The sequence below is a fragment of the Streptomyces sp. NPDC040610 genome, assembly GCF_055594065.1.
Genome location: NZ_JBVIXA010000005.1, coordinates 105,467 through 120,384, shown reverse-complemented (window position 1 = coordinate 120,384; position 14,918 = coordinate 105,467). Strand labels below are relative to the sequence as shown.

At 73.9% G+C, this 14,918-nt stretch carries 13 protein-coding genes; 7 read left to right on the top strand and 6 right to left on the bottom strand.

Annotation, left to right across the window (positions count from 1 at the left end; genetic code table 11):
* Positions 1 to 7 precede the first annotated feature (7 nt).
* Positions 8 to 865, bottom strand: a complete 858-nt coding sequence (locus ACZ6AA_RS19290; protein ID WP_468457339.1) for a calcium-binding protein — start codon at positions 863 to 865, stop codon at positions 8 to 10.
* Between the two features lie 65 nt (positions 866 to 930).
* A complete protein-coding gene (locus ACZ6AA_RS19285) occupies positions 931 to 1,893 on the bottom strand; it encodes a LysR family transcriptional regulator (protein ID WP_471459068.1) in 963 nt (320 codons plus the stop codon).
* A gap of 236 nt (positions 1,894 to 2,129) precedes the next feature.
* On the opposite strand from ACZ6AA_RS19285, the gene ACZ6AA_RS19280 reads away from it, so the two are divergent.
* Positions 2,130 to 3,206, top strand: a complete 1,077-nt coding sequence (locus ACZ6AA_RS19280; RefSeq protein WP_471459066.1) for an alkene reductase — start codon at positions 2,130 to 2,132, stop codon at positions 3,204 to 3,206.
* A 54-nt stretch (positions 3,207 to 3,260) separates the two neighbouring features.
* Positions 3,261 to 4,184 (top strand): zinc-binding dehydrogenase, encoded by a 924-nt coding sequence (locus ACZ6AA_RS19275; RefSeq protein ID WP_468457344.1) that lies wholly within the window; start codon positions 3,261 to 3,263, stop codon positions 4,182 to 4,184.
* Positions 4,185 to 4,433: 249 nt separating this feature from the next.
* On the opposite strand, the gene ACZ6AA_RS19270 is transcribed toward ACZ6AA_RS19275, so the two are convergent.
* Together ACZ6AA_RS19270 and ACZ6AA_RS19265 are read right to left on the bottom strand one after the other, a co-directional pair.
* A complete protein-coding gene (locus ACZ6AA_RS19270) occupies positions 4,434 to 7,706 on the bottom strand; it encodes a sacsin N-terminal ATP-binding-like domain-containing protein (RefSeq protein WP_471459064.1) in 3,273 nt (1,090 codons plus the stop codon).
* A gap of 470 nt (positions 7,707 to 8,176) precedes the next feature.
* Positions 8,177 to 9,115: a DUF3027 domain-containing protein gene (locus tag ACZ6AA_RS19265; protein ID WP_468457348.1), complete on the bottom strand. Its 939-nt coding sequence runs from the start codon at positions 9,113 to 9,115 to the stop codon at positions 8,177 to 8,179.
* 529 nt (positions 9,116 to 9,644) lie between these two features.
* On the opposite strand from ACZ6AA_RS19265, the gene ACZ6AA_RS19260 reads away from it, so the two are divergent.
* From ACZ6AA_RS19260 to ACZ6AA_RS19245, 4 genes are all read left to right on the top strand, one after another.
* Positions 9,645 to 11,009 (top strand): MFS transporter, encoded by a 1,365-nt coding sequence (locus ACZ6AA_RS19260; protein WP_471459062.1) that lies wholly within the window; start codon positions 9,645 to 9,647, stop codon positions 11,007 to 11,009.
* Between the two features lie 130 nt (positions 11,010 to 11,139).
* A complete protein-coding gene (locus tag ACZ6AA_RS19255) occupies positions 11,140 to 11,640 on the top strand; it encodes a DUF2771 domain-containing protein (protein WP_468457352.1) in 501 nt (166 codons plus the stop codon).
* Positions 11,604 to 12,380, top strand: a complete 777-nt coding sequence (locus ACZ6AA_RS19250) for a futalosine hydrolase (protein ID WP_471459060.1) — start codon at positions 11,604 to 11,606, stop codon at positions 12,378 to 12,380. The genes ACZ6AA_RS19255 and ACZ6AA_RS19250 overlap by 37 nt, the downstream gene beginning before the upstream one ends.
* Complete coding sequence (locus tag ACZ6AA_RS19245; RefSeq protein ID WP_471459058.1) at positions 12,373 to 13,236, top strand: 1,4-dihydroxy-6-naphthoate synthase; 864 nt, start codon at positions 12,373 to 12,375, stop codon at positions 13,234 to 13,236. Before ACZ6AA_RS19250 ends, ACZ6AA_RS19245 begins: the two co-directional genes overlap by 8 nt.
* Positions 13,237 to 13,421: 185 nt before the next feature.
* Here the strand turns inward: ACZ6AA_RS19245 and ACZ6AA_RS19240 are convergent, their stop codons facing one another.
* Entirely contained in the window at positions 13,422 to 13,805 is a 384-nt protein-coding gene (locus tag ACZ6AA_RS19240; RefSeq protein WP_030363393.1) for a cold-shock protein, read from the bottom strand.
* Positions 13,806 to 14,015: 210 nt separating this feature from the next.
* On the opposite strand from ACZ6AA_RS19240, the gene ACZ6AA_RS19235 reads away from it, so the two are divergent.
* Positions 14,016 to 14,279 (top strand): hypothetical protein, encoded by a 264-nt coding sequence (locus ACZ6AA_RS19235; RefSeq protein WP_468457358.1) that lies wholly within the window; start codon positions 14,016 to 14,018, stop codon positions 14,277 to 14,279.
* Here ACZ6AA_RS19235 and ACZ6AA_RS19230 read toward each other — a convergent pair.
* On the bottom strand, positions 14,243 to 14,899 hold the full coding sequence (locus ACZ6AA_RS19230) for an HAD family hydrolase (protein WP_468457360.1): 657 nt from the start codon (positions 14,897 to 14,899) through the stop codon (positions 14,243 to 14,245). The two genes, ACZ6AA_RS19235 and ACZ6AA_RS19230, sit on opposite strands and share 37 nt — an antisense overlap.
* Positions 14,900 to 14,918: the final 19 nt, after the last annotated feature.

Below are 14,918 nucleotides of genomic sequence, written 5' to 3'. Positions count from 1 at the left end.
GCTTCGGTCAGCGGACGTCGATGGCGTCGCCCGCGGAGGTCACGGCCGGGGTCGTGGACGTACCCGCGAAGACGTAACGGAAGGTGCCGTCCACCGACGCCTTCACCGTGGTCTTCAGGTTGCCCTTGCTGTCCGACTTCACCGTCTTGACCGTGGAGTAGGCGCTCGCGCCCTTCTTCTTGAACTGAAGCTGCACCGACTGCTTCGTGTAGCCCGCGTACTTGTTGGTGTCCCAGTTGGCACGGGTCAGGGCGCCCGAGACCGTGATGGTCCTGCCCTTCTTCACCGGCTCCGGGGACGCGTTGACCGTCAGGCGGGACGCGCGCTTCAGGCGGACGTCCGACTTGAGGCCCGTCGGCTTGACCAGCTCGTTGTCGTTGTTCCGCACGGCCGCGTAGACGTTCCAGCGGACGCCCGCGCCGGCGTTGCCGAGCCGCGCCGGGTCGGCGGTGACGTTGAGGGTGCAGGTGGAGGTGGTGTCGTCCACCTGGACGCAGGTGGGGTTGTACTCGGCCTCGGTCGCCGGGGTGATCAGGGCGGCCGTGTCGAGGTCCGGGCCGAGCCACAGGAAGCCGCTGGAGACCTTGATGCCGACCGGGTCGCTGGCCGTGATGGCGAGCGAGAACTTCTTCTTCGCGGTGGTGCCGATCACGACGTCCTTGCCACCGTTGACGGTGACGTCCTTGACGGTGACGTCGGCCGCGGCACGGCGCGCGCCCTGGGCACCCACGGCGTCCCCGGCGTCGGCGACGGCGGCGGACGGCTTGGGGGCGACCGGCTCGTCACCCGCGTGGGCGGCCGGAACAGCGAGAGCGGACAGAGCCAGGGTGCCGGACACAGCGGCGACAGTGGCACGGATACGCATGGTGTTTCCCCAGGTGGAGAAGGGGTCCGCGCGATGTTGAAGCCCGCTCGCGAGGTCCCGGTGATCTAGGAGTCTGATTGACTCGGCAGATCAGACCCACAACCCTGGCCAGAGGTTGTACGGGGGGTGAATTCGCTGTCTTCGGCCGACGGCTCCCTGACCGCCTCGACGAACGCGCGGACCCGGGCGTCCTCCTGGCTGGTGCGCCACACCATGGCACGCTCCATCGGAGGCATGTCGGTGAACGGCAGATAGGTGATGTCGGGGCGCAGCCGGTAGGTCGCCATGTCGGCGCCGCCCACCGAGACCGCGCGCCCGGCCGCGACCATGGCGAGGACCTCGGTGAAGGTGTCGCACCGCTCGGCACTGCGGGCGATGGGGCGACCGCTGGGCGTCCGGCGGGCGTAGAAGTGGTCGATCCAGTACTCCGGTACGGACGCGGCGAGCGAGGCCCAGGTCTCCCCGGCGAGGTCCTCCACGCACACCGAGGACTGCCGGGCCAGGGGGTTCTCCGAGGACACCGCGAGGTGCAGGGTGTGCCGGACGACGACAGGACCCACGGTGAGGTCCGGCTCGTCCACCGGCAGGGGGATGATCACGATGTCCGCCTCGCCGCTGCGCAGCTGGGCGCAGTGGTGGCGCATCTGGGTCTCGACCACACGGACCGCGCAGCCGGGGTGGCGCTCCCGGAAGGCGTTCGCCGCGGCTTGGCAGATGTTCCCGGCGAGTACGCCCATGAACCCGACCGTGACCACGCCCTGGAGACCGTGGACGGAGGCCTTGAGCCGGTCGACGGCCTCCTGGATCCCCTGGAAGTGCGGGGCGATGTCGGCACGCAGCCGCTCGCCGGGGCCGGTCAGCGCGACCTTGCGGCTGGTGCGTTCGAACAACGGCACGCCGAAGCGGCGCTCCAGCTTCTTCACGGTCTGGCTGACCATCGCGGGCGAGAGCCGCAGCCGCTCCGCCGTCCGGCCGAAATGCAACTCCTCGGACAGCGCCAGGAAGATCTCCATCTCGTACCGTTCCATCCCCCGTGCCTCCCCCTCCGTACGCCCTCCGCACGCCGCCCGGAAGGGCAACGCAGGTCCCCCAAGGGCCGAATTCAGCTCGTGCGGCGCAACTTTACGCAGGTCAACGGCGTGAGGTAAGCGGTAGTGAAGGTTGGGTTCAGTGCTTCGTCATTGATCGACTCCGGGGCCCGGAAGGAAGGTTGACCCATCGGCGCGATCAACCGGCCGACCACTTCGCACCCTTGGGGGACCTCATGGACAAGCTCTTTACCGGCCTGACTCTCGGCAAGCTCGACCTGCCGAACCGCCTCGTGATGGGCCCGATGACGCGCTCGCGCGCCAACGAGGCCGGTGAGATCCCCGCCCTCGCCGCCGAGTACTACAGCCAGCGCGCCTCCGCGGGCCTGATCATCGGCGAGGCGACCCAGGTCAGCGCGCTCGGCAAGGGCTACATCAGCACGCCGGGCCTGCACACCCGCGAGCAGGTCGCCGCCTGGCGCACGGTGACCGACGCGGTGCACGCCGCGGGCGGCCGGATGTTCGCGCAGCTGGTGCACTGCGGCCGGATCGGACACCCGAGCCTGTACGAGACCGGTGAGGCGCCCATCGGCCCCTCCGCGATCGCCTCCGGCGAGCAGCTCTTCACGGGGGCGGGCATGGTGGACCACCCGGTGCCGCGCGAGATGACCCCCGCCGACCTGGAGCGCACCCTCGGCGAGTTCGTCGAGGCCGCCCGCAACGCGATCGACGCCGGGTTCGACGGCGTCGAGGTGCACGCCGCCAACGGCTTCCTGCTGCACCAGTTCCTCTCCGACAACACCAACCGGCGCACCGACGCGTACGGCGGCCCGGTCGAGAACCGCGTCCGCTTCGTCGTCGAGGTGATCGAGGCCGTCGCCGCGGCCGTCGGCCCCGAGAAGGTCGGCGTCCGGCTCTCCCCCGGAATCACCTTCAACGGCATGGACGAGAGCGACGCCGCGGCCGTCTACCCGGCGCTCGCGCGGGCCCTGCGGCCCACTCCCCTCGCGTACCTGCACGTCCTCGAGATGGTCACGCGCGACATCACCAAGGCGATCCGCGGCGAGTGGCGCGGCGCGCTGCTGCTGTGCGCCCACCCCACGCCCGAGTCGTTCCCCTCGACCCCCGAGGTCGGCGCCGCCGCCGTCGAGGAGGGCATCGCCGACGCCGCCGTACTGGCCACCGCGTGGCTCGCGAACCCGGACCTGCCGGAGCGGATCCGGCAGGGCGGCCCCTACAACGAGGCCGACTCCACGACGTTCTACGGCGGCGACCACCGCGGCTACACCGACTACCCGCCGCTCGGCGCCTGACCAGCTCCCGGCCTTCCTCGCCCGCCCCCACCACCGCACCGAAGGAGCGCCGCGATGCGCGCACTGTTCCACGGACCACAGGGCCTCCACCTGGCGCCCGCCCCGGACCCCGAGCCCGGGGACACGCAGGCGCTCATCGAGGTCGCCGCCCTCTCCCTCAACTTCGGCGAACTGGCCTACCGTTCGCCGGACACACCCGCCGACCACATCCCCGGCTGGGACGCGGCGGGCGTCGTCCGCACGCCCGCCCGCGACGGCTCGGGCCCCGCCGCGGGCACCCGCGTCGTCGGGTTCGGCTGGTCCGGCGCCTGGGCCGAGCTGCGGGCCGTCGACACCGCGGACCTCGCGGTCGTCCCCGACGCGGTCGACCTGGGCGCGGCCAGCGCGCTGCCGGTCGCCGGGGTGTCCGCGCTCCAGGCCGTGCGGCGGCTCGGGGAGATCGAGGGCAGGCGCGTCCTGGTCACCGGCGCGTCCGGGGGCGTCGGCCGCTTCGCGGTGCAGCTCGCCGCGCTCGCGGGTGCGCACGTCATCGCCTCGACGGGCAGCCCGGAGCGCGCCGCGGGCCTGCGCGAACTCGGCGCGGCGGAGACCGTCCAGGGGCCGACCGGGCTGACCCTGCCGGTGTACGGCGTCCTGGACACCGTGGGCGGGGCGCAACTGGCCGAGGCCTTCTACCGGATCGAGGACGACGGGGTCGTCCAGGCCGTCGGCCGGGCGTCCCGCGAACCCACCACCATCGACTTCGAGCTGGCGGGCACGAGGTCGGCCCGCGGCCGCCTGGAGAACTTCAACGTCACGGCCCCCTTCGGCAAGGACCTCGACCACCTCCTCGGCCTCCTCGCCTCGGGCCGCCTCGACCCCCAGATCGGCTGGCGCGGCCCGTGGGACGCCGCCGCGGAAGCCGCCGACGCCCTCCTCGGCCGCCGCGTGCGCGGCAAGGCGGTGCTCGACGTGAAGGAGGCTCCGGCGGAGCGGTGAGCCGGGTGGGGGCGGCGGTTCTCCCCCTTCGCCGGTACGGGACCCGCCCGACGCGGCGCAGGACGACCACTTGCCCGCACCGGTCCGGGCGACCATGTGCCCCCGCCAGGCCAGGCCCTCAGGGGCGCGTCCCATGCGTCGGCGCGCCCCTCAGGGCGTACCCGACCCATCGACGCGCCCCCCAGACACACCCGTGCCCAACCCGTCGTCGCGCCCCCAGGACGCACCCGACGCGTCAGCACGCCCCCTCTAGTCGAACCACCGGTCCCGAGCCAGCTCCTCCGTGCGCGACGGGTCCTCCAGGAGCGCCGCCACCTCGAACCGCCGAGGCCACTGACGGGCCGCCCAGGCGAGGCCCGCGGCCACGCCCTCCACGGTCGCCGCGTGCACGACCCCGTCGGGGGTGCGGCGCCACTCCAGGTCGACGCCGTCGGCGACCAGCTCCTCGTACTCCCGGTACGTGGCCGGGGTCGCGGAACCGAGCAGCACCCGCACGGACTCCGGCACCTCGTGCTCCACCCCGCCCTCGGGGTCGACCTCCGCCGCCACCCGCTCGCTCAGGCGCCGCACCTGGAAGAGCTCGGCCAGGTCGGCCGCCCGGGACGGGGCGACGGGGAGCAGCGGCACGCCGGAGGCGAACGGCAGCAGGTCGGGCGCGTCGGCGACGACCGCGTCCGCCGCGTCGACGATCACGATCTCGCCCGCGTCACCGTCCGGGCCGCCGCCCAGGACCGCCCGCACCTCGTCCGGCAGCGTCACCTGCTCCGGGTCGAGGTCGGCGAGCGCCCCGTACAGCGCGTGCAGTTGGGCCGCGGAAACGGTCCGCTCCGGGTCCGCGAGCCGGTCGAGCAGTTCCGCCGCGCCGCCCGGCTCCGCGAGCAGCGAGCCGACCGACGTCCGCACGCCGAGCGCCCGAAGCACCTGCTCGTCGTCGAACCCGGACGCGTCGGCGTCGTCGTACAGGCCGTCGAGCAGCGGGTCGCCGCCCGCGGCCCGCAGACCCGCGGGGCGCCGCCCGCCGAGCACCGGGTGGCCGCGCAGCCACCACGCCGTGTACGACCGCACGCTCTCCGTCGTACCGTCCGGAAGGAGCACCCGCACCGGCTGGGTCAGCGCGTCGCGCAACGGCGGCCGGGACAGCAGGGCGAGGGCCCGGGGCCAGGCGTCGTCGTCGACGAGGTCGAGGTCGCGCACGGCGACGACCTCCGTGGCGACCGGCGGCACCGGCGTGTCCGGCAGCCGGTCGATGATGTCCTCGCACCACACGTCGACGGCGTCGAGCAGCCCCGCGTCGTCGGGCTCCGCGAAGTCCCCGTCGCGGGGCTCCAGTTCGTCGGGGTCGAGGACGACGTCGGTGGCCCGTACGAGCGCGAACGAGGCGAGCACCCCGCACGCGGCGAGCGGCTGCTCGCCCCACCGCTCCGCCAAGTCGGCGTCCACCCCGGCGAGTTCGCCCTCCCGCATGACCGCCTCGAACGCGCTGCCGGGCAGCACCAGCTCACCGGCGGGCGCCGGTTCGCCGTCCTCGTCGGGCAGGGCGAGCGCCCCGAGCCAGGGCTCGTCACCGGGCGCGAGATCCGCGTCCCGTACGAGGGTGAGGACCAGGTCGGCCAGCTCCTCGGCGTCCAGGGCCCCCTCACCGCCGGGTCCGTCGCCGTACCAGCTGTCGTCGTCCAGGGACGCCGCGACGGCCGTCCGCACCTGCGGGGTCGTCAGGACCGCGCGGGGCGTGGCGGGCAGGGCGCCCAGCTTCTCCAGGAGCGGATGGGCGGCGTCGGCGTGCGCGACCTTCAGGCCGATCCTGGCGAGGGCCGCGGAGCCGCTCCCGTCGGCGGTGCCGGTGTCCGGTGCGGGCAGCAGGACCTGGCGGGGGCCGATGGTGGTGCGGCCGTCGGCGAGCGGCACCGGCAGGCCCGAGAGCCGGTCCGGGTCGACCCCGGCGAGCGTGTCGTAGAGCCGCCGCCACCAGGACGGCTCCCGCTCCAGACCGGCGAGCCGGTCCACGGCCTCGGTCAGCGGGACCCGGGCGACGCCGATCGTACGCAGCTCGCCGCGCCGCTCAAGGCCCGCGGGCAGCAGGCTGGGCAGCACCTCGGCGAGGACGCGCACGGTGTCGGCGCCCGCGCCCTCCACCACCTCCGCGTCGCGCGGCCGCAGCGTCTCGGGGACGGCGGTCGCCTCCGCGTCCAGCCACTCGTCACCGCCCGCGTCGCCGTCCGTCCGCGCAGGCGGCACGGCGGGAGGAAGGAACGCGGTGCGCGGCAGCCGGTCGAGTACGGCGCCCCGCAGCGCCCCGTCCAGCTCGCTCTGGCCGAGCGGACCCGGCACCAGGCCGATGACGCCCTCGGTCACCGGCCGCCAGGCGGCGAGGAGTTCGGCGTACGCGTCCGCCGCGCGCTCCACCAGGAAGTCCGTGAGCGGGCCCGGCGCGGCGTGGCGGCGGCTGGTGTCCAGCGGGAACGACGCGATGAGCAGGGCGGGTACGCCCAGGGGCTCGTCGCTGGGCGTGGGCGCGTGCACGACCGCGCTCGTCCGCGGCCGCTCCGGGGCGCCGTCCGGGCCCGCGGGCACGGCCCACGTCAGATGCCAGTACGGGCGCTGCCGCTCCTCGACGGGCCGGTCCGCGAGCAGCTCGGGGGCCAGCGTGCCCTGGCGGCTGACGGTACGCCAGCGGGTCGTGCCGTCACGGCTGTCCTCCACGACGGTGTACGGGCCGTCGGCCGCGCGGCGCAGCGTGCGCGTCGGGCCGCCCGGCACCGTGACGGTGACCTCGTCGAGGCCCGGCAGGGCCAGCAGCAGCGCGTCGTCCACGCCCTCCAGGAGGCGGGCCACCAGGTCCTGCGCGGCGGCGTCCCGCAACGGCAGGATGACGACGGTGTCGTACCCGTCCGGGGCGGTGCCCTCCGCGGGCAGCGGCAGCCGCAGCAGCGGTACGTGGCCCTCCCTGCGGCGGATCTCGTCCCCGAGGCCCGGGCTGAACCTGGCCGTCTCCGCGGCCAGTTCGCGGGCCTCCCCGAGCGAGAACCGGACGCCGCCGGTGCGGCCCACGACGGCGGGGGCGTCGGAGACGGCGAGGACGGCGGCGAAGCCCACGCCGAAGCGGCCGGTCGTCCGCCTGGGGGCGGGGTCCTCGTGGGCCTGGTCGGCCTGCTGCCCGTTCGGGCGGTCCAGTCGGTTGTCGTCGCGGTCCTCCCGCTTCGCGGAGGCCCGCAGGGTCGACAGCGACTCGACGCCCGTCGCGTCCAGGGGGGCGCCCGTGTTCGCCGCGGCGAGGACTCCGTCCTGGAGGGTGAGGGCCAGACGGCCCGGTACGCCCGCCCGGGCGGCGGCGTCCGAGGCGTTCTGGGCGAGTTCCACGACCAGGCGGTCGCGGTAGCCGCCGAGAGCCATGTCCTCCTCGGCGTTCGCGTCCTCGCGGAACCGGGCCGGGCTCGCCGCCCAGGCCTCCAGGACTGAGCGGCGCAGGCGGGCGGTGCCGAACGGGTCGGTGCCCTCGTCGGCCGGCCGCACGGTCTTGCTCACGTGGTCGCTCTCCCTCTGCCTGCGTACGCGGGGCCTGCGGCCGCGGGCTGTGGTCGTGGTGGTGGTCGTCGTCGGGGGGCGACGGTATCGCGTCCCGCCGGGGGGTGGATCTCGGGTGCGCCGCGCTGCGCGCAGCGTGCGTCCCCCCCGCCCGCCCACCCGTTACCCGGAACCGGACGGTCGGGGTACGGGACACTCCTCGGCCAACCGTCAGGCTCGGGGAGACCGGGGAGGGGCCCGTGAACCTTGACGTTGGGGGCAAACGGATGGGCGGGTGGGCAAAGCACCGCGCGCAGCGCGGCAAAACCACCCACCGCCCCGCACGCGAAGCCCCTCAGCCTTGACGTTCAGGGCAAACGGGTGGGCGGGTGGGGCAGGCACCGCGCGCAGCGCGGTGTTACCACCCACCGGCCCGCACGCGAGGGGGTGCCGGGGCCCGGGCGCACCCGGAGTCCCAGGGACCGTAGAGGCTAGGAGTGGCCGAGGTCCTCACCGACACCGACCGGCAGCACCGAGCCGGAGTCCGGCGCGGGCCGCAGCGGCAGCACATCGACCTTGGTCTCGTCGAGCACGGGCGGAGCCGGCCGCGGCGGCTTCGGCATGACGGCCGCCTCGGAGTGCCCCCCGCACCCGTACGAGAGGGACACCACCCGCCCGTCCGCAGGCCCGAACTCATTGGCGCACACCCCGAACGCCTGCCCGAGCGACCCCCCGATCGGTACGAGGAACCCACAGCTGACGCAGGGCGCGGGCGCGGCCTGCGCCATCGGGGTCTTCGGGCCGTACGCCTCCTCCCAGCGGTCGGCCGCGGTGTGCAGCCCGTACCGGGAGAGGACGCGGGCGCGCCGCAGCCCCAGCTCGTCGGCGATCGCCGCGAGCGACCCGCGGGCGGGCGCGACGGTGAGGTCAGCGGGCGACCCGGCGGTGACCTCGGCGTCCTCCGCCTCGACGCGCTCGGCCATGTCCTCGGACAGGACGGAGTTGGGCGGCGGCTCGTCCTCGCCGGAGTAACCCGGTTCGAGCCGCAGGTCCTCCGCGTCGGTGGGCAGGAGGTCGCCGGGCCCCATGTCGCCGGGCCGCAGCCGCTCGCTCCAGGGCACCCACTCGGGGGCGAGGAGGGCGTCGGGTCCGGGCAGCAGGACGGTCTCGTCGAGGGTGACGACCTTCGCGCGGGAGGCGCGGGCGACGGTCACCGCCCAGCGCCAGCCCCGGTAGCCCAGTTCCTTGCACTCGAAGAGATGCGTGACGACGCGGTCGCCCTCGACGACGACCTCGACGTGCTCACCGACCACCCCCGGTGCGGCGGCCTCCTCGGCGGCGGCACGGGCCAGGCCGATCGCCTCGGCGCAGAGACGGTCGGGGGTGCGCGGGGTGCGCGGGGTACGGCTTCGCGTTGTCGCTGCGCTCACAGGTATCGCTTCTCTCCTACGCCGTCTCACGAGTGCGCCACTCTTACGCGGCGGCACGGACGGAGCGGACCAGTGGGCCGCGTCGACGTCCGCGCCCGACGTCACCGGGCGCACCTACGCCATCCATTCTGCGGGATGGCCTGCAGGCGCGCGGCCGAGGACTGCTGCCGCAGGCGCGTTACGCACGCTACCTTCTCCTGGCCCCTGGGCCCACACCGGCGTACCGGGCGCCTGCTCCGGGGTGGGCCCCCGCGCCCCCGTTTTCCGGGCCTGCGGCCCTCGTCCTCAAACGCCGGACGGGCTTTTTTCTCCCACCCACCCGCCCTCGCTGTCCGTGCCTTGGCCAACAGCCCGGCACCTTCAGGCCGACCCCGGCACCGTTCCAGCCCGTGAAGGGGCGGGCCGGGGGCACCCCGCGAGGGCCGAGGTCGGCTCACGGGTGGTTATCCCGCTACTCCACCCCCGGACGGGGCACTATGACTGGGTGACTGGCGTCAGGTCGTCGTCTCGGCGAGCGGGCACCGCGGGTGTGACAACCCGCGCGGCCCGAGCGCTCGGCCGCGCCCTGCACCTCCCGTTCACCGGCACGGCAAAAGGCATCCGCAAGGCGACCCACGCCCACGGAGCGGGCGAGTCGGGCCTGGGAAAGCTGATCGAGCTGCACGCGGTGAACGGCGCGGGCGACGTGATGATCACGATCGCGCTGGCGTCGACGGTGTTCTTCTCGGTGCCGACGGACGAGGCAAGAGGCCGCGTCGCCCTGTACCTGGCGATCACGATGGCCCCGTTCACCCTCCTCGCCCCGGTCATCGGCCCCCTCCTGGACCGCCTCCCGCACGGCCGCCGCGCGGCGATGGCGGGCGCGATGCTGGCGCGGGCGCTGCTCGCGCTGACGCTGTCGGGCGCGGTGGTGACGGGCGGCCTCGAGCTGTATCCGGCGGCGCTGGGCGTCCTGGTGGCGTCGAAGGCGTACGGGGTCGTGCGCAGTGCCGTGGTGCCACGTCTGCTGCCACCGGCGTTCTCCCTGGTGAAGGCGAACTCCCGGGTGACCCTCAGCGGCCTCCTCGCCACGGGCGTGGCGGCACCGGTCGGCGCGGGCCTGCAGGCGCTGGGGCCGCGCTGGCCGCTGTACGGGGCGTTCGTGCTGTTCGTCGCGGGCACGGTCCTGTCGTTCACGCTGCCCCACAAGGTGGACTCGGCGAAGGGCGAGCACAAGGCGCTGCTGGTAGCCGACGAGGAGCACCTGCACCTGGCCCGCGCCCGGGACCGCGAGGACACCTCCCGCAGAGGGCGCCTGGGGCTGCGTACCGTCGGCCCGTCCGTGACCCACGGCCTCGTCGTGAACGCCGCGCAGCGCGGGCTCTCCGGGTTCCTCATCTTCTTCCTCGCCTTCCTGCTGCGCGAGCATCCGCTGGCCGGGCAGAGCGCCGCGGTGTCGCTGGGCATCGTGGGCGTGTCGGCGGGCACGGGCAACGCGCTCGGTACGGCGGTCGGGGCGTGGCTGAAGGCCCGGGCCCCGGAGCTGATCATCGTGACGGTGGTGGCGGTCGTCCTGGGGGTGGCGGTGTGCGCGGCGCTGTTCGTCAGCCCGGTGGGCATCGCCGCGCTCGCGGCGGTCGCGGGCTTCGCGCAGGCGCTGTCGAAGCTGTCGCTGGACGCGCTGATCCAACGGGACGTACCGGAGGAGGTGCGGACGTCGGCGTTCGCGCGGTCCGAGACGTTGCTGCAGATGGCGTGGGTGGTGGGCGGCGGCATCGGCATCGCGCTGCCGCTCAACGGCACGCTGGGCCTGTGGGTCGCGGCGGGGATCGTCGCGGTGGGCTGGGTGCCGACGGTGAAGGGGCTCCTCGCGGCGGCCCGCAGGGGCGGCGAACGACGCCCCCGAGTGGCCTGACCCGCACGGCCCGCGCCACGCCACCGGACCCGTCCCGGCCACGCAGCCCGGCCCGCCCGACCCCACCGCGAGTGGCGGCACGCCGCACCCACCTCGCAGTCGTCACCCCGGCGCCCGATAGCCTTCCGCCATGACCTTCCTGGTACCCCGCTCGGCGCGTCGCCGCCGCACCGTCGCCGCTCTCGGCGCCGCCTCCGCCGGACTTCTCGTCCTGTCGGCCTGTGACAAGCCGACGCCGCTGGCCACCGTGACGGTCGGCAGCGACTCCGTGCACTCCGAGGCGTCCTGCTACAACGACGGCAAGGAACTGACGGAGTCCGAGGTTCAGGACTGCCTGAAGGACAAGAAGGACATCAAGACCATCACCGTCGACCCCGACGAGAAGGTCCGCTTCGGCGTCGACCCGGAGATCGCCGACAAGGGCTGGACGCTCCTGATGAACGGCCGCCCGCTGACCGAGGCCAGCAAGAAGACGTACGTCGTCATCCCGGGCAGCGTGTTCTTCAACCAGCAGTACGGCGGCAGCGGCGACGCGACCACGGTGAGCCTCCTTGAGGGCGGCAAGGCCGAGGGCGGCGCCAAAGCCACCGGCCTGTGGTCGTTCAAGTTCAAGAAGGACTCGGACGCCTGACCGGGACCGCACCACGGACCCGGCATCCGGGCCCGCGCGTCCTGATCGCCACCGCGGTCCCCGCCGAGCGGGACGCGGTGGCGTCCGGCCTGTCCCAGCGGTCCGACACCCCCGGCGGTGACCGCGCCCCCGTCGTCGACCTCCTCGTCGCCGGGGTCGGCCCCGCGGCCGCCGCTGCCGCCACCGGCCGCGCGCTCGCCCTCGCCTCCGCCGCCGACGCCCCCTACGACCTGGTGGTCTCCGCCGGTATCGGCGGCGGCTTCCAGCCCGGCGCCCCCGTCGGCTCCCTCGTCGTCGCCGACGCCGTCACCGCCGCCGACCTGGGCGCCGAGACGCCCGACGGGTTCCTGCCCGTCACCGACCTCGGCTTCGGCCGGGTCACCCACGTACCCCCGCCCGCGCTCGTGAGCGCCCTGGCCGCCGCCACCGGCGCCGCGGTCGGCCCCGTCCTGACCGTCTCCACCGTGACCGGCTCCGCCGCCCGCGCCGACGCCCTGCGCGCCCGCCACCCCGGCGTCCTCGCCGAGGCCATGGAGGGCTTCGGGGTCGCCGAGGCCGCCGCCCTGTTCGGGCTTCCCGTCCTGGAGGTCCGCGCCGTGTCCAACCCGGTGGGCCCCCGCGACCGGGACGCCTGGCGGATCGGGCCCGCGCTCGCCGCGCTGACCGGCGCGTTCGGGAAGTTCACGCCCGTACTCGGGAAGCTCACGCCCGTACTGGAGAGTTGGAACAGGCATGACTGACGCCCCGCCCCGGTCCCTGAAGATCGCCTACTCGCCCTGCCCGAACGACACCTTCGTCTTCGACGCGTGGGCGCACGGGCGGGTGCCGGGCGCCCCCGAACTCGACGTCACCTTCGCCGACATCGACATCACCAACGGCATGGCCGAGCGCGGCTCCGCCGGGTTCGACGTCCTGAAGGTGTCGTACGCCGTGCTGCCCTACGTCCTCGACGAGTACGCGCTGCTGCCGTGCGGCGGTGCGCTCGGGCGGGGGTGCGGGCCGCTCGTGCTGACCCGGGAGGCGGGAGCCGACTTGAGCGGGAAGACCGTCGCCGTCCCCAGCGAGAAGTCGACCGCCTATCTCCTCTTCCGGCTCTGGGCCGCGGACGTCCTGCCCGAAGGGGTCGGGGAGATCGTCGTCCTGCCCTTCCACCAGATCATGCCCGCGGTGCGGGACGGGGACGTGGACGCCGGGCTCGTCATCCACGAGGCGCGGTTCACTTATCAGGACTACGGGTTGCACAAGCTCGCGGACATGGGGGAGCACTGGGAGGCCGTCACGGGGCTGCCCATTCCGCTCGGGGCGATCATCGCTCGGCGGGCGCTCGGGGAGGACGTCCTGCGGGAGCTTGCCGCTGCCGCCCGCACGTCCGTGCGGATGGCCTGGGACGATCCCGAGGCGTCCCGGGCCTATGTCCGTGAGCACGCCCAGGAGATGGATCCCGCCGTCGCCGATCAGCACATCGGGCTCTACGTCAACGAATTCACCGCCGACCTCGGCGAGGACGGCTACGCCGCCGTCCGGGGGCTCCTCACGCGGGCGGCCGCGGAGGGCTTGGTCCCCGCGCTGCGCCCCGGGGCGCTGGCGTTTCCGTGAGGGGTGGGGCCCTGCCGGGGCCTCCCCAAGCCTGCCCCTTCCCGTAACTGGGGGCTCCGCCCCCAGACCCCCGCTCCTCAAACGCCGGAGGGGCTGAAATACAACAGCAGCACACATCCAGCCCGTCCGGCGATTGAGGACGAGGCGCGAAGCGCCGATCAGCGGGGGTGCGGGGGGTTGGGGAGCTACACGTCCAGCTGGTCGGCCACCGCTCGGAGGAGGCCTGCGATCTTCGCGCCCGAGGCCTTGTCCGGGTAGCGCCCCTTTTCCAGCATCGGCGTGATGTTTTCGAGCAGAGTCGTCAAATCCTGGACGATGGACGCCAGTTCGTCCGGCTTGCGCCGCTGCGCCGCGGCGACGGACGGCGTCGGGTCGAGCAACGTCACGGAAAGAGCCTGATCCCCCCGCTGCCCGGCGACCACGCCGAATTCCACGCGCTGGCCGGGCTTGAGGGTGTCGACGCCGTCGGGCAGTACGGAGGAATGCACGAAGACGTCGCCGCCGTCGTCGCGGGAGAGAAAGCCAAAGCCCTTCTCGCTGTTGAACCACTTGACCTTGCCGGTAGGCACGTGAAGTCCTCGTCCTCGTACTCGTCGTCGTACTCGTCTGTGCCGCGACGCGTTCCGGCGGACGGGTCGGTCCGGCCCGCCGGGCGTAAACGGCTCTGGATAGCAGTACAGCGGGTCGCCCCGACCCGCCGGATCCAAGACTATTGGTCCCCGGGCCGGTGACAAGACGTCCCCGGTTTCTTCCTACGCGCTGGGAACTACCCTGGTCCGGTGCGTGACAAAACCCAAGCGAATTCCACCGGACCGGGCGACGGCCTCGTACGGATTGGCGCGATCGTTTTCTTCGTCGGCGCCGTGGCCACACTGGCCACGGTGGCACCGCTGTTCCTCGGCGGCGACACTTTCCCACCCATCGCGTACGCGGTCTGCATGCTGATGGGGGTGGGCTTCCTCATCGCGGGCGCGGGCGTGCTGCGCGGTATCGCGGTGCAGCGGCGTCAGGCCAGGTCGGCGACGGAGCCGTCGGCCCGGTAGGCCGCGAGCCAGGCGGGGAACAGGGTCAGGTCGTCGAGTACGACGTCCGCGCCCGCCGCGCGCAGTTCCGCTGCGTCACACGGCCCGGTCGCCACCGCCACGGACAGCGCGCCCGCCGTACGCGCGCCGCGTACGTCACCGGTGTGGTCGCCGACGTACACCGAAGCCCCGTGCTCGGTCAGCGCCTCCGCCTTCTTCTCCGCCCACAGGTCACCTATGACCGCGTCCACGTCGATGGCCAGATGCTTCAGATGGAGCTTCGCGTTCGGCTCGAACTTGGCGGTCACGACCAGGGCGCGGCCGCCCGCCGCGTGCACCGCGTCGACGGCCTCGCGGGCTCCGGGCAGCGCGGGCGTCGCGGTGATCGCGTATGTGGGATACATCTCACGGTAGAGCGTGGCCATGGCCGCGACACGATCGGCTGGAAACCAGTGCTTCAACTCCTCCTCCAGGGGCGGTCCGAGCCGGGTGATCGTCAGGTCCGCGTCGATGTACGTCCCCGTACGCGCGGCGAGCTCCAGGTAACAGGCGTGGATGCCGGGCCGGGAGTCGATCAGCGTCATGTCGAGGTCGAAGCCGACGGTGAGGGGGGCGGTGGTCCGGTCAGTCCGTGAGGTCATGGGGCCATTGTGCCGAGGC

Bases quoted from the DNA above. Each gene is read 5' to 3' on its own strand.
- ACZ6AA_RS19275 (WP_468457344.1), top strand. From the start codon at position 3,261: ATGCGCGCACTGTTCCACGGACCACAGGGCCTCCACCTGGCGCCCGCC.
- ACZ6AA_RS19285 (WP_471459068.1), bottom strand. From the start codon at position 1,893: ATGGAACGGTACGAGATGGAGATCTTCCTGGCGCTGTCCGAGGAGTTG.
- ACZ6AA_RS19230 (WP_468457360.1), bottom strand. From the start codon at position 14,899: ATGACCTCACGGACTGACCGGACCACCGCCCCCCTCACCGTCGGCTTC.
- ACZ6AA_RS19245 (WP_471459058.1), top strand. From the start codon at position 12,373: ATGACTGACGCCCCGCCCCGGTCCCTGAAGATCGCCTACTCGCCCTGC.
- ACZ6AA_RS19280 (WP_471459066.1), top strand. From the start codon at position 2,130: ATGGACAAGCTCTTTACCGGCCTGACTCTCGGCAAGCTCGACCTGCCG.
- ACZ6AA_RS19290 (WP_468457339.1), bottom strand. From the start codon at position 865: ATGCGTATCCGTGCCACTGTCGCCGCTGTGTCCGGCACCCTGGCTCTG.
- ACZ6AA_RS19255 (WP_468457352.1), top strand. From the start codon at position 11,140: ATGACCTTCCTGGTACCCCGCTCGGCGCGTCGCCGCCGCACCGTCGCC.